Annotated in this window: 14 protein-coding genes and 1 other RNA gene; 9 read left to right on the top strand and 6 right to left on the bottom strand. The window is 69.6% G+C overall.

The window, feature by feature from the left end; genetic code table 11:
* Positions 1-139: 139 nt before the first annotated feature.
* Both panB and K6T84_RS12340 read left to right on the top strand, forming a co-directional pair.
* On the top strand, positions 140-979 hold the full coding sequence (panB, locus tag K6T84_RS12345; RefSeq protein WP_224865372.1) for a 3-methyl-2-oxobutanoate hydroxymethyltransferase: 840 nt from the start codon (positions 140-142) through the stop codon (positions 977-979).
* 72 nt (positions 980-1051) lie between these two features.
* Positions 1052-2470, top strand: a complete 1419-nt coding sequence (locus tag K6T84_RS12340) for a CYTH and CHAD domain-containing protein (RefSeq protein WP_224865371.1) — start codon at positions 1052-1054, stop codon at positions 2468-2470.
* 54 nt (positions 2471-2524) lie between these two features.
* Here K6T84_RS12340 and rnpB read toward each other — a convergent pair.
* Positions 2525-2912, bottom strand: an RNA gene (gene rnpB, locus K6T84_RS12335) — RNase P RNA component class A.
* A gap of 58 nt (positions 2913-2970) precedes the next feature.
* On the opposite strand from rnpB, the gene K6T84_RS12330 reads away from it, so the two are divergent.
* Positions 2971-3696 (top strand): 2OG-Fe(II) oxygenase, encoded by a 726-nt coding sequence (locus K6T84_RS12330; RefSeq protein ID WP_224865370.1) that lies wholly within the window; start codon positions 2971-2973, stop codon positions 3694-3696.
* Here the strand turns inward: K6T84_RS12330 and K6T84_RS12325 are convergent.
* Positions 3681-4328, bottom strand: coding sequence for a class I SAM-dependent methyltransferase (locus tag K6T84_RS12325; RefSeq protein WP_225401821.1), 648 nt, complete (start codon positions 4326-4328; stop codon positions 3681-3683). The two genes, K6T84_RS12330 and K6T84_RS12325, sit on opposite strands and share 16 nt — an antisense overlap.
* Positions 4325-5275, bottom strand: a complete 951-nt coding sequence (locus K6T84_RS12320) for an NAD(P)/FAD-dependent oxidoreductase (RefSeq protein ID WP_225399401.1) — start codon at positions 5273-5275, stop codon at positions 4325-4327. The genes K6T84_RS12325 and K6T84_RS12320 overlap by 4 nt, the downstream gene beginning before the upstream one ends.
* A gap of 217 nt (positions 5276-5492) precedes the next feature.
* Between K6T84_RS12320 and cysK the strand changes: the two genes are divergently transcribed.
* Genes cysK through relB form a run of 3 tightly spaced genes read left to right on the top strand, consistent with a single transcriptional unit; the run spans position 5493 to position 7634 of the window.
* Positions 5493-6428 (top strand): cysteine synthase A, encoded by a 936-nt coding sequence (gene cysK / locus K6T84_RS12315; protein ID WP_225401820.1) that lies wholly within the window; start codon positions 5493-5495, stop codon positions 6426-6428.
* Positions 6429-6436: 8 nt separating this feature from the next.
* Complete coding sequence (gene epsC, locus K6T84_RS12310; RefSeq protein ID WP_224865366.1) at positions 6437-7021, top strand: serine O-acetyltransferase EpsC; 585 nt, start codon at positions 6437-6439, stop codon at positions 7019-7021.
* A gap of 37 nt (positions 7022-7058) precedes the next feature.
* Positions 7059-7634 carry a type II toxin-antitoxin system RelB family anti-toxin gene (gene relB, locus K6T84_RS12305; protein WP_224865365.1) on the top strand — a complete coding sequence of 192 codons (576 nt, stop codon included), beginning with the start codon at positions 7059-7061 and terminating at the stop codon, positions 7632-7634.
* A gap of 7 nt (positions 7635-7641) precedes the next feature.
* On the opposite strand, the gene K6T84_RS12300 is transcribed toward relB, so the two are convergent.
* From K6T84_RS12300 to K6T84_RS12290, 3 genes are read right to left on the bottom strand one after another with little or no spacing between them, the layout of a single operon-like run.
* Positions 7642-8733 carry a bifunctional RNase H/acid phosphatase gene (locus tag K6T84_RS12300; protein ID WP_225401819.1) on the bottom strand — a complete coding sequence of 364 codons (1092 nt, stop codon included), beginning with the start codon at positions 8731-8733 and terminating at the stop codon, positions 7642-7644.
* Between the two features lie 24 nt (positions 8734-8757).
* Positions 8758-9492 carry a zinc ribbon domain-containing protein gene (locus K6T84_RS12295; RefSeq protein ID WP_225401818.1) on the bottom strand — a complete coding sequence of 245 codons (735 nt, stop codon included), beginning with the start codon at positions 9490-9492 and terminating at the stop codon, positions 8758-8760.
* Positions 9489-10622 (bottom strand): Nif3-like dinuclear metal center hexameric protein, encoded by a 1134-nt coding sequence (locus K6T84_RS12290; RefSeq protein ID WP_225401817.1) that lies wholly within the window; start codon positions 10620-10622, stop codon positions 9489-9491. The genes K6T84_RS12295 and K6T84_RS12290 overlap by 4 nt, the downstream gene beginning before the upstream one ends.
* A 60-nt stretch (positions 10623-10682) precedes the next feature.
* Between K6T84_RS12290 and K6T84_RS12285 the strand changes: the two genes are divergently transcribed.
* Genes K6T84_RS12285 through K6T84_RS12275 form a run of 3 tightly spaced genes read left to right on the top strand, consistent with a single transcriptional unit; the run spans position 10683 to position 12644 of the window.
* On the top strand, positions 10683-11336 hold the full coding sequence (locus tag K6T84_RS12285; protein ID WP_225401816.1) for an HAD-IA family hydrolase: 654 nt from the start codon (positions 10683-10685) through the stop codon (positions 11334-11336).
* The gene (locus tag K6T84_RS12280; RefSeq protein ID WP_225399397.1) at positions 11329-11808 is read left to right on the top strand and encodes a low molecular weight protein-tyrosine-phosphatase; all 480 of its coding nucleotides are present in this window, start codon (positions 11329-11331) and stop codon (positions 11806-11808) included. Before K6T84_RS12285 ends, K6T84_RS12280 begins: the two co-directional genes overlap by 8 nt.
* Positions 11808-12644, top strand: a complete 837-nt coding sequence (locus K6T84_RS12275; RefSeq protein WP_225399396.1) for an SURF1 family cytochrome oxidase biogenesis protein — start codon at positions 11808-11810, stop codon at positions 12642-12644. Before K6T84_RS12280 ends, K6T84_RS12275 begins: the two co-directional genes overlap by 1 nt.
* Positions 12645-12654: the final 10 nt, after the last annotated feature.

The raw sequence follows: 12654 nt of genomic DNA, 5'->3' as shown, positions 1-12654 counted from the left end.
GGTCGGCCGGCCCGGTGTGAGGAAATCCACTCCCCCAGCTGGTTCACCTGCGTCATCGCGGGTGGCACACTGGCTGTGTCAGACGACCCGGAGACCCGCCTTGGGCTTCGAGGATCGACCCGACCATCAAGGGACACCGATGTCTGAGCAGCTCTATGGTTCCTCAACCGCAATAACCCGTGTCGCACCGCAGACCCGCGTCCATCATCTGCAGCAGATGAAGGGCGAGGGCCGGAAGTGGTCGATGCTGACGGCCTACGACTACTCCACCGCTCGGATCTTCGACGATGCCGGCATCCCGGTGCTGCTGGTCGGCGACTCGGCCGCCAACGTGGTCTACGGCTACGACAGCACCGTGCCGATCACCATCGACGAGCTGATTCCGCTGGTCCGCGCGGTGGTGCGCGGCGCCCCGCACGCGCTGGTGATCGCCGACCTGCCGTTCGGCTCCTATGAGGGCTCCCCGGCGGCGGCGCTGGCGACGGCCACCCGGTTCATGAAGGAAGGCGGCGCCCACGCGGTCAAGTTGGAGGGCGGCGAGCGGGTGGCCGACCAGATCGCGACGCTGTCGGCGGCCGGTATCCCGGTGATGGCACACATCGGTTTCACCCCGCAGAGCGTCAACACCCTGGGCGGGTTCCGGGTGCAGGGCCGCGGCGACGCCGCCGAGCAGACCATCCACGATGCGATCGCGGTGGCCGAGGCGGGCGCGTTCGCGGTCGTGATGGAGATGGTGCCCGCGGAGCTGGCCACCCAGATCACCGGCAAACTGACCATCCCCACCGTCGGGATCGGCGCCGGACCCAACTGCGACGCACAGGTTCTGGTGTGGCAGGACATGGCCGGGATGACCAGCGGCAAGACCGCCCGGTTCGTCAAACGCTTCGGGGACGTGGGCGGCGAATTGCACCGCGCGGCAACGAACTACGCCGCCGACGTGGCGGCCGGAACCTTCCCGGCCGAAGAGCACTGCTTCTAGAACGGCTGTTTTTTGCAGCGACTGCTTTCGCAACGCAGTGTCCGGGCGGCCCGGATATGACAGGCTGGGCCCGTGCCTGCAACCGACCCGAGCACCTCTCGGTTTCGCGAGGTGGAACGCAAGTTCGACGTTGACGCGTCGGCGATCTCGCCGTCCTTCGACGGCATCGCCGGGGTCGCCCGAGTCGAGCAGTTGCCGGCACAGGCACTTGCGGCCGTGTACTTCGATACGCCCGGCCACGACCTGGCGGCACGACGGATCACGTTGCGCCGGCGCACCGGCGGTCCCGACGCCGGCTGGCACCTCAAACTTCCGGCCGGGCCGGCGACCCGCACCGAGGTGCGCGCACCCCTGAGCCCGGAGGTTCCGGACGAGCTGCTCGACGTGGTGATGGCGATCGTCAGGGATCGGCCGCTGGCACCGGTCGCCCAAATCGGTACCGCTCGCAGCGTCGTGGTGCTGCGCGACGATCGAGGTGAGGTGCTGGCCGAGTTCTGCGACGACCAGGTCATCGCGTCGACCGAAGGCGCCGAGCACGAACGAGCCGAACAGCACTGGCGGGAGTGGGAACTGGAACTGGGCAGCGGGGACCTCGAGCTGCTGGAACGGCTGAGCAATCGGCTGCTCGACACCGGTGCCAGGCCGGCCGGATACGGCTCCAAACTGGCCAGGGTGCTCGGCACGCCGTCGGTGGTCGCCCACCCGAGCGACCTCCTGCATCGGGCACTGGCCGAGCAGATCGAGCAACTGCTGGTCGCCGATCGCGCGGTGCGCGCCAACGCCGACGACGCGGTTCATCAGATGCGGGTGACGATCCGACGGATTCGCAGCCTGTTGCACGGCGAGGAGGCGGCCCACGCCCCGCTGCTCGGCGAACTGCAGGAACTGGGTGCGGTGCTGGGAGGCGCCCGCGACGCCGAGGTCCTGGCCCAGCGCTATCAGCAGGCGCTCGACGAGCTGTCGCCAGAGCTGGTCCGCGGGCCGGTGGGCGAACGGCTGGTCGACGGCTCGCTGCGCCGCTACCAGTCGGGACGGCGGCGCAGCCTGGCCGCGATGCGTTCGCCGCGGTACTTCCGGCTGCTCGACGGCCTCGACGACCTGGTCAGCGCACCGGCCGCCGAGCGGTACGCCACCGTGGACATCGCCTACCGGCGGCTTCGCAAGGCGGTGAAGGCCGCCAAGACGGCTGCCGACCACGACGCGGCACTGCACCGGATCCGCAAGGCCGCCAAGCGGCTGCGCTACGCCGCCGCAGCAGCCAATGAGAAGAAGATCGCCAAGCGAGCGAAGACGATTCAGACCCTGCTCGGCGACCATCAGGACAGTGTGGTGAGCCGGGCGCATCTGGTTCAGCAGGCCGATATCGCGGCGGCCGCCGGCCAGGACACCTTCACCTACGGGCTGCTGTATGCCCGCGAGGCCGACCTCGCCGCGCAGAGCCGGGCGGCGCTGCGGCCCGCGCTGCGCAAGCTGAATCGGGCGGTTCAGTAAGGCTCGACGGAGGAGAGCCGCAACTGGGACCGCCCATGAATCGGGCGGTGTAGGCGGACGAGTTGGCCTGTAAGCCGGATTCTGTTCCGCGCCGCTGGGCGACGCGGCGGCGACCATCCATCTGGGCACACCGTCGCCGGGTACCTCAAGCGGCCTACCCGCAGATTCGGGCGAGCAACCCTCGAACACCTGCGCGACCGCACCGAAATGCGGCCTTCTTGGCCTTGCTTCGGGTGGGGTTTACCGAGCCGTACCGGTCACCCGGAACGCTGGTGCGCTCTTACCGCACCGTTTCACCCTTACCACCGCGAGGGTGGCGGTCTGTTTTCTGTGGCACTATCCCGCGAGTCACCTCGGATTGCTGTTGGCAATCACCCTGCTCTGTGAAGTCCGGACTTTCCTCGACGCGCTTGACGTGCGCCGCGGCCGCCCGGCCAACTCGTCCGCGCTGATCACCGTACCGGCAAGCGTCGGCGCAGGCCAACCGGCATGATGGCGCCGTGGGCGCACTTTCGACAACACGGTGGCAGCGGCGGGTGGACGCCGGCGACTGGGACGCGATCACCGCCGAACTCGACGAGTGCGGCGGCGCACCGCTGCCCCGGCTGCTGACGGCCTCGGAGGCGGCGAAGCTGCGGCGGGTCTACGAGCACGACGAGCGCTTCCGCGCCACCGTCGACATGCGACGTCACCGCTACGGCTCCGGGCAGTACCGGTACTTCGCGGCCCCGGCGCCGAATCCCGTCGACCCGCTCAAACGGGCCCTGTACCCCCACCTGCTGCCGATCGCCCGGGACTGGGCGGCCCGCCAAGGCCGAGATGCGCCCTGGCCGGACGACTTCGAGGACTGGCTCGATCACTGCCACCGCGCCGGTCAGACCAAACCGACCGCGCTGATGTTGCGCTACGGCCCCGGCGACTGGAACGCACTGCACCGGGACCTCTACGGCGAGTTGGTGTTTCCGCTGCAGGTGGTGATCAACCTGAGCGACCCGGCCACCGACTACACCGGCGGTGAGTTCTTGTTGGTCGAACAGCGGCCGCGCGCCCAATCGCGGGGCACCGCAACGCAGTTGCCGCAGGGGCACGGTTATGTGTTCACCACCCGGGACCGGCCGGTGCGTTCGACCCGAGGCTGGTCGACGGCTCCGGTGCGGCACGGCGTGTCGGCCATCCGCTCCGGCGAGCGCTACACGCTGGGGCTGATCTTTCACGATGCTGCGTGACCATCCAGCCGGCGCAGCAGGATCACGTTGTCGGTCAGGGTGGCGGCCTGACCATCGGGTCCGACGGCGTCGCGCTCGACGGCCCCGGCGCGCAACCGTTCCCACTGCGCGTCTTCGAGCCGCAGGCCGGCCAGCACCTCGTCGATCGTGTCGAAGTGATGCTCGTGGTCGTGGTCGCCGACCCACGGCGGTGCGGCGGCGTGGTCGACGATGAGCAGTCGCCCGCCCGCCGCGACCGCGCCGGCAGCCCGCCGCAGCACCGTTTCGCGGTCCAGCTTTGCCGGAGAGTGCAGGAACTGCGCCGACACCAGATCGAAGCGGCCCTCCGGGAAGCTGGTGGACAGGTCGTGTTGCTCGAAACGGATGCGGGTGGCCACACCGGCGTGCTGCGCGCCGACGCGGGCGCGTTCCAACGCGTTGGCAGAGACGTCGACCGCGACCACCTGCCAGCCGTCTTCGGCCAGCCAGATGGCGTCCGCGCCCTCACCGCAGCCCAGGTCCAGGGCGCGGCCCGGAGCGAGGTCAGCGGCGACGTCGGCGAGGTGGAGGTTCACTTTCCCGCTCCATACCCGCCGGTCACCGGCGTAGAACTCATCCCAGAACTCTCGCGCGTCCCGCAACGACCCGGTCATCGCGCCGCGCCTCCGTTCTCGGGCAGCGGCAGGCCGTAGTCCTGGGCCGCCAGGCTCTGCACCACTGCCGCCGCGGCCCGCGAACCCGCCGCGATCGCCGCGGCGACCTGCGGCATCTCCCCGGTGATGTCCCCGGCGGCGAACACCCCGGGAATCGAGGTCCGGCATAGCGGATCGACGCCCACGGGGTCTTCGGCGACCGGGGTGGGCGCCGCCGCGGCGACGCCGAGCCGCTCGGCCAGCCGGTCACGCTGCCCCATGGTGACACCGGCCAGCAGTCCGCGCCGCGGCAGCCGGCTGCCGTCGGCGAACACCACCGCCGCCAGCTGACCGTCGGCGCCGTCCAGCCCGGTGACCGTCCGCTCGTCGACCCTGATGCCGGCACCGGCCAACCGGGCAAAGTCGGCGTCGTCGAATTCTGCGGGACCGTCGGTGAGCACCACGATGTCCGCACTCCAGCACCGCAGCAGCAGCGCCTGGTGCAGGGCTCGGTCGCCGCGCCCCAACACCGCCAGCGGTTGATCGGCAACCTCCCAGCCGTGGCAGAACGGGCAGTGGAAAACCGAATGCCCCCATAGTTTGTCGGCGCCGGGCAGATCCGGCGGCGAATAGGTCATCCCGGTGGCCAGCAACACCCGGCGGGTCCGCTCGGCGGTTCCGTCGGTCAGGTGCACGACGAAATCCTCGTCCGCCCGCCCGATATCGGACACCGCGCCGCTGCGAATCGCGACGCCGTAGGTCGCGAGCTCACCCCGGCCGCGCGCGTACAACTCCTCCGGCGGGCGACCGTCGTGGCCCAGCAGGCCGCCGATGCCGTGCGCGGCCAGATTGCTCTGCTCCCCCGCGTCGATCAGCAGAGTCTTGCGTCGCGCCCGGCCCAACACCAAACCGGCGCTGAGCCCGGCCGCTCCGCCACCCACCACGATGCAATCCCAGCTGTCGGTCATGCACCCGAGCATGCGGTCCCCGTCCAGAATTCGGCAAGCTCCTTTGCCATACTGGCAAATTTCGAGACGGGCCGGCGCTTGCTCGGGTCACGGTCGGCTTCGAGTTCCTCCGGGCTGTGCGACGCATCGCGGAGGGCGGCGCATAACATCGGGGGCGGGGCGATCCACCCGGTGCAGCGCGTACCCCTGGACGAGCAGCAAGAGATAAGGGCTCCTAATGCACAGGATCTACGACAACGTCACCGAGCTGGTCGGGCACACGCCGCTCGTCCGGCTCAACCGGTTGACCGACGGCCTCGGCGCCGAGGTGGTGGTCAAGCTCGAGTTCTACAACCCGGCCAACAGTGTCAAGGACCGCATCGGGGTGGCCATCATCGACGCCGCCGAGCAATCCGGCGAACTGCGGCCCGGCGGGACGATCGTCGAGGCGACCAGCGGCAACACCGGTATCGCGCTGGCGATGGTGGGTGCCGCACGTGGCTACAAGGTCATCCTCACCATGCCCGACACCATGTCCACCGAGCGCCGGGTGATGCTGCGGGCCTTCGGCGCCGAGATCGTGTTGACCCCCGGCGCCGAGGGCATGTCCGGCGCGGTGGCCAAGGCCAAGCAGATCATCGCCGGCACCCACAACGCCGTCGCCGCCGACCAGTTCGCCAACCCCGCCAACCCGCAGATCCACCAGACGACCACCGCCGAGGAGATCTGGGCCGACACCGACGGCGCAGTCGACTTCTTCGTCGCGGGAATCGGCACCGGAGGAACGCTGACCGGGGTGGGTCACGGACTCAAGGCCCGCAAGCCGGGCGTGGGCATCGTCGGCGTCGAACCGAAGGACTCCGCCATCCTCACCGGCGGGGATCCCGGGCCCCACAAGATCCAGGGCCTGGGTGCGAACTTCGTGCCGGAGGTGCTCGACCGGGACGTCTATGACGAGGTCATCGACGTCACATCCGATGACGCCATTCGGGTGGCCCGCGCGCTCGGGACCGAGGAGGGCATTCTCGGTGGAATCTCCACGGGTGCAAACGTCTGGGCCGCACTCGAATTGGCGAAACGGCCGGCCAACGCCGGCAAGCTCATCGTGGTGATCGCCCCCGATTTCGGCGAACGCTACATCTCGACGCCGCTGTTCGAGCACATCAGGGAATAATCACACCCATGAGTCTGCTGTCCGCTGTCCGCGACGATCTGCGTAATGCGCGGGCCCACGATCCGGCGGCGCGTGGCGACCTGGAGAACGCACTGGTCTATTCGGGTCTGCACGCCATCTGGTCCTACCGCGTGGCGCACCGGCTCTGGTCCCGGCCGGCGCTGCGTGGCACCGCCCGTCTGCTGTCGCAGGCGACGCGCTTGGTCACCGGCATCGAGATCCACCCGGGCGCGACCATCGGCAAGCGGTTCTTCATCGACCACGGGATGGGCGTGGTGATCGGCGAGACCACCGAGATCGGCGATGACGTGATGCTCTACCACGGCGTGACGCTGGGCGGCCGTTCGCTGAACCACGGCAAGCGCCACCCGACGGTCGGCGATCGGGTGACCATCGGCGCCGGCGCGAAGGTGCTCGGGCCCCTACACATCGGCGACGATTCGGCGGTGGGCGCCAACTCGGTGGTCACCCATGACGTGCCGCCGAATTCGATCGCCACCGGCATTCCCGCAGTGGTGCGCGCCCGCAACGCGAATCAGCGCGAACCCCTTGTAGATCCGACGAGCTATATCGACCCTGCCATGTACATCTGATTGCACGGCCCACAACCAGCTGGCAAGCTGGCTTGCCATGCAGGCAAATGTCGACGAGGCCGGCGTCGAGCTGCGGGTGCGACGACGGTTACGTGAGTTGCGCACCCAGCAGGGCCTGACGTTGCAGGAGGTGGCCGACCGAGCCCGCATCGACCTGTCGACGCTGAGCCGGCTGGAATCCGGCAAGCGGCGGCTGGCGCTCGATCACCTGCCCCGGTTGGCCCAAGCGCTCTCGGTCAGCACCGATGAGCTGCTGCGCGCCCCCCAGCAGCCGGATCCGCGGGTTCGGGGGGCGTCCCAGACTCGCCACGGCATCACCTACTGGCCGCTGACCCGGCACGGCCCGGCCGGCGGCCTGCACGCCTTCAAGATCCGGGTCGGTGTGCGGCGCCGCCGACCGGCGGAGCTGCCGGTGCACGAGGGCCACGAATGGATGTACCTGCTGTCCGGCCGGCTCCGATTGGTGCTGGGCGAGGAGGACTTCCTGATCGAGCCGGGCGAGGCCGTCGAGTTCTCCACCTGGACGCCGCACTGGTTCGGCGCGGTCGACGGCCCGGCCGAGGCGATCATGATCTTCGGCGCCGGCGGTGAACGGGTGCACCTGCACGAGTGAGCGCGGGCTAGAGGTAGGCGGTCTGGTTGACCAGCCGCACCGACGCCGGCCCGTCGCCGTAGAACTCGGCGATGCTCAGCGAGGCCAGGTCGAGGTGCAGCCGGTACAGGATGGCGGGACCGGCGTCGAGCGCCAGTCGAAGCATCGTCTTGATCGGCGTCACGTGCGAGACCACCAACACAGTGGAACCGTTGTGCTCGGCGACGATCCGGTCACGCGCAGCCACCACCCGCTGCTGCACCGCGTCGAAGCTCTCCCCGCCGGGAGGTTCGACGGACGTGTCCCGCAACCAGCGCCGGTGCAACTCCGGATCGCGTTCGGCGGCCTCGGCGAACGTCAGGCCCTCCCACGCCCCGAAATCGGTTTCGGTCAGGTCCTCATCGACGTTCACGTCCAGGCGCAGCAGTTCCGCTGCCGCACTTGCCGTTTCCCGGCACCGCTGCAACGGTGAGCTGATGACCGCCGCGATGCCGCCGCGCTGCGCCAGGTAGCGCGCAGCCGCGTCGGCCTGCGCCCGGCCGGTGTCGGTCAGCTGTGGGTTGCCCCGTCCGGAGTAGCGTCGCTGCACCGACAGTTCGGTCTGCCCGTGCCGCAGCAGCAACAGCCGGGTAGGCGTTCCGACCGCGCCAGTCCAACCGGGCGCCGTTGGCGCCAAAGACTTTTCAGGCTTCTCGGGCTTCGCGGGTTTCTCCTTACCTGCCGCGGCGTCCATCGCCTCGTTGGCCAGCCGGTCCGCGTGCGAGTTCTTCTCCCGCGGAATCCAGGAGTAGCGAACGTGGTCGAACTGCGAGGCCAGCCCGCGAGCCTGGGTGTGCAACGTGATCAGGTCGGGATGCTTGACCTTCCACCGCCCGGCCATCTGTTCGACCACCAGCTTGGAGTCCATGAACACCGCGACCTCGGCGGCACCCAGCCGGACCGCCTCGACCAATCCCGCTATCAGACCGCGATATTCGGCGACGTTGTTGGTGGCCACCCCGATCGACTCGTTGGCCTCGGCCAGCACCTCTGCCCGATCCGCCGACCACACCACCGCTCCGTAGCCCGCCGGCCCCGGATTGCCGCGCGACCCGCCGTCGGCCTCGACTACGACCTTCATCCCAGGACCTTCACCGGCGACGCACTATCCGAGGTCCTTGACCCGCAGCAGAATCGCACTGCACTCCGTGCAGCGCAGCACCTCCTCGGGCGGGGCCGCCGAGATCCGTGCCAGCTCGCCGCGGTCGATCTCGATCCGGCAGGCGCCGCACTGGCCGCCGCGCAGCAGTCCCGCACCGATCCCGCCGGAGGCACGCTGACGCTCGTAGAGCGCCAGCAGTTCGTCCTCGACGGTGCCGGCCAGCTCGTCGCGGCGGGCGGAACGCTGCCCGCGGGTGGTTTCGATCACCGCCGCGGCTGTGTCCAGCCTCTGTTGCACCCGGGTCAGCTCCGCCTCCAGTTCGGCGACCACGTTCGACTCGGAGGTGGCCTGGGCCTGAAGCTGCTCGCGCTGCTCCATCAACTCCAAAAGCGAGTCCTCCAGGCTGGATTGGCGCCGTTGCAGCGTCTCCAGTTCGTGCTGCAGATCGGTCACCTGCTTGGCGTGGGTCTGCCCCGAATCCAGCAGGGCGCGGTCGCGGTCCTCGCGCTGACGCACCGCATTGATCTCGGACTCCAGACGCCCGGCTTGAGCATCCAGGTCCTCCAACGCCAATTCCAGCGCGGCCAGCCGGTCGGCGGCCGCGGTGTGGTCGGCCTGGATGCGCTCACGGTCCTGCTGCTCGGGCAGATGTCCCGCTCGGTGCGCCAGCCGGGACAGTTCGACGTCGAGCTCCGCCAACTCCAGAAGTAAACGCTGCTGTGCCAGTTCGGCCTTCATCGCCGTTCTCCTTCGCAGGCCAGGTTCCAGGGGTCGGTGCGCAGTGCGCTGACGCGCACCGGCAGGGTCGCGCCGAAATGCGAGCGGATTATCTCGGCAGCCTGTGCGCACCACGGGTATTCACTGGCCCAGTGCGCCACGTCGACCAGTGCCATCCCTGAGCGTCGAGAGTGCTCGTCGGCCGGATGATGACGCAGGTCTGCGGTCAGGTAGACCTGGGCGTCGGACGCCGCCGCCGCGCCCAACAGCGAATCTCCGGAACCACCGCAGACCGCCACCCGCGACACCGGCAGATCCGGGTCCCCGGCGGCCCGCACTCCCCACGTCGTCGCCGGTAGCCGCTCGGCGACGCGCGCCACAAAAGCACTCAGCGGCTCCGGGGAGTCCAGGGTGCCGATCCGGCCGATCCCGACCCCCGCCGGCAACGGCTGCATCGCGAAGACGTCGAAGGCCGGCTCCTCGTAAGGATGCGCCGACTGCATCGCCGCATGGATCCGGCCGCGCGCGCGGGCCGGCGCCACCACCTCGATGCGCTGCTCGCTGACCTGCTCCACAACACCGGCGCGACCGATCGCGGGCATCGCGGCCTGGCCGGGCAGGAACTGGCCGACACCGGTCGTGCTCCAACTGCACTGCGAATAATCGCCGATCGCTCCGGCGCCGGCCGCGAACACCGCGGCCCGCACCGCGTCGGCGTGCTCGGCGGGGACGTAGATCACCCACTTGTCGGTGTCCGGTTCGGCGGCCGCCGGGTCCAGCACGGCCCGCACGGTCAGCCCGAGGGTCTGCGCCAGTGCGTCCGACACCCCGGGCGAGGCGGCGTCGGCATTGGTGTGCGCGGTGAACAGCGAACGCCCGGAGCGAATCAGCCGATGTATCAGGGACCCCTTGGGGGTACTCGCGGCCACGGTGTCCACGCCGCGTAGCAACAGTGGGTGATGCGCCAGCAGCAGGCCGCCGTCCGGCACCTCGCCGACCACGGCCGCGGTGGCGTCCACTGCGATCGTCACCGAGCCCACCACGTCGTCGGGGTCCCCGCACACCAGCCCCACCGAATCCCAGCTGCTGGCCAATTGCGGCGGGTAGGCAGCATCCAGGACGTCGATGACGTCAGTCAGCCGCGCAGTCACCCGTGCAACAGTAGTGCGCCACCTGGCAACCGCACCGGGCGCGTCGGGGACAATGGGCTCGTGACGCGCACTACCACCGATGTCGCCGAACTGGTCATCTTCGACCTGGACGGCACCCTGACCGACTCGGCAGCCGGGATCATCGCCAGCTTCCGCCACGCACTGGCGCATATCGGCGCGCCGGTGCCCGGGGGCGATCTGGCGCAGCGACTGGTCGGCCCGCCGATGCACCACACGCTTGCCGCGATGGGCCTGGGTGATCAGGCCGAGGCCGCGATAGCCGCCTACCGGGCCGACTACACCACCCGAGGCTGGGCGATGAACAGCGTCTTTGACGGGATCGTGCCGCTGCTGGAAGACCTGCTTGCCGCCGGGGTCCGGCTGGCGGTGGCCACCTCCAAGGCCGAGCCGACCGCACGCAAGATCCTGGCCCATTTCGGGCTCGGCGGGTTCTTCGAGGTGGTCGCCGGCGCCAGCGTCGACGGCACCCGCGCGACGAAGTCCGACGTCGTGGCCCACGCCCTTCAACAGTTGGAACCCCTGCCCGAGCGAGTGCTGATGGTCGGCGACCGACGGCACGACGCCGACGGTGCGGCCGCGCACGGCATCGACACCGTCCTGGTCGGCTGGGGTTACGGGCGAGATGATGCCATCGATGCCGCGACGACCCGGGTCGACGACATCGCCGAACTTCGCGAGGTGCTCGGTGTCTGACCTGCTCCTGCACGTGACGTTCGTGTGCACCGGCAACATCTGCCGCTCGCCGATGGCCGAGAAGATGTTCGCCCATCAAATCACCGGACGGGGCCTGGGCGCCGCGGTGCGGGTGAGCAGTGCCGGCACCGCCGACTGGCACATCGGCAAGGGTGCCGACGAGCGCACCAACCGGGTGCTGCGCGCCCACGGCTACCCCACCGACCACTTCGCCGCACAGTTCGGCGACGATCACGCGGCCGCCGACCTGGTGGTGGCATTGGCCCGCAACCACATCCGGCTGTTGCAGGATCTCGGTGCGCCGGCCGAGCGGATCCGAATGCTGCGATCCTTCGACCCGCGCTCGGGCGCGGTCGCCCCCGACGTCGACGACCCGTATTACGGCGGCCTGGAGGATTTCGAGGAGTCGTTCACCGTCATCTCGGCAGCCCTACCCGGTCTGCACGCCTGGGTCGACGAGCGGTTGGGCTGATGCGCCGGCTGGCGTTCCTGCTGCGTCCGAGCTGGCTGGCTCTGGCGGCGGTGGTGCTGGCCTTCGCGTATCTGTGCTTCACCGTGCTGGCGCCGTGGCAGTTGGGCAAGAACACCACCACGTCGCGGGCCAACAGCCAACTCGAACACGCCCTGACTGCCGAACCCGTGCCGGTGACAACGCTTCTGGCCCATCAGGATTCGTCGGCACCGGAGGAGCAGTGGCGGCCGGTGACCGCGCGCGGCCACTACCTGCCCGAGGCGCAGGTGCTGGCGCGACTGCGAGTGATCGACGGAGTCCCGGCCTATGAGGTTCTGACACCGTTCGCGGTCACCGGCGGGCCCACGGTGCTGGTGAACCGGGGCTTCGTGCGCACCGACGACGGCGGCACCCGCATACCGGAGATACCCACACCACCGGCCGACGAGGTCACCGTCACCGCCCGGCTGCGGGACTCGCAACCGGCGGTTCCGGGCAAGAATCCCTTCACCGAGAACGGTTTTCATCAGGTCTACTCGATCAACACCGATCAGATCGCGGCGTTGACCAAGGTGGCTTTGACCGGTTCCTACCTACAGTTGGTCGATGACCAACCGGGCGGGCTGGGTGTGATCGCACTGCCGCGCCGCGACGCCGGGCCGTTCTTGTCCTACGGAATCCAGTGGATCGCATTCGGAATCCTGGCGCCTATCGGCCTGGGCTACTTCGCGTTCGCCGAGCTGCGGGCCCGCCGGGCGGAGCGCTCCGAAGGCGAGGGCGGGACCGCGGCCGACGAGCCGGCACCGCCGATGACGGTCGAGCAGAAGCTCGCCGATCGGTACGGACGGCGCCGCTAGCACACCGGTT

It is taken from the genome of Mycobacterium zoologicum (assembly GCF_020181635.2).
In the GTDB taxonomy this organism is placed as follows: Bacteria; Actinomycetota; Actinomycetes; order Mycobacteriales; family Mycobacteriaceae; genus Mycobacterium; species Mycobacterium zoologicum.
The sequence above is the reverse complement of the archived record's forward strand: the minus strand, read 5'-3'. Positions and strand labels throughout refer to the sequence as shown.

Excerpts from the sequence above, each read along its gene's own strand:
- panB (WP_224865372.1), top strand. The coding sequence starts at position 140 with ATGTCTGAGCAGCTCTATGGTTCCTCAACCGCAATAACCCGTGTCGCA.
- K6T84_RS12325 (WP_225401821.1), bottom strand. The coding sequence starts at position 4,328 with ATGACCGGGTCGTTGCGGGACGCGCGAGAGTTCTGGGATGAGTTCTAC.
- K6T84_RS12320 (WP_225399401.1), bottom strand. The coding sequence starts at position 5,275 with ATGACCGACAGCTGGGATTGCATCGTGGTGGGTGGCGGAGCGGCCGGG.
- cysK (WP_225401820.1), top strand. The coding sequence starts at position 5,493 with ATGCACAGGATCTACGACAACGTCACCGAGCTGGTCGGGCACACGCCG.
- epsC (WP_224865366.1), top strand. The coding sequence starts at position 6,437 with ATGAGTCTGCTGTCCGCTGTCCGCGACGATCTGCGTAATGCGCGGGCC.
- relB (WP_224865365.1), top strand. The coding sequence starts at position 7,059 with ATGCAGGCAAATGTCGACGAGGCCGGCGTCGAGCTGCGGGTGCGACGA.
- K6T84_RS12300 (WP_225401819.1), bottom strand. The coding sequence starts at position 8,733 with ATGAAGGTCGTAGTCGAGGCCGACGGCGGGTCGCGCGGCAATCCGGGG.
- K6T84_RS12295 (WP_225401818.1), bottom strand. The coding sequence starts at position 9,492 with ATGAAGGCCGAACTGGCACAGCAGCGTTTACTTCTGGAGTTGGCGGAG.
- K6T84_RS12275 (WP_225399396.1), top strand. The coding sequence starts at position 11,808 with ATGCGCCGGCTGGCGTTCCTGCTGCGTCCGAGCTGGCTGGCTCTGGCG.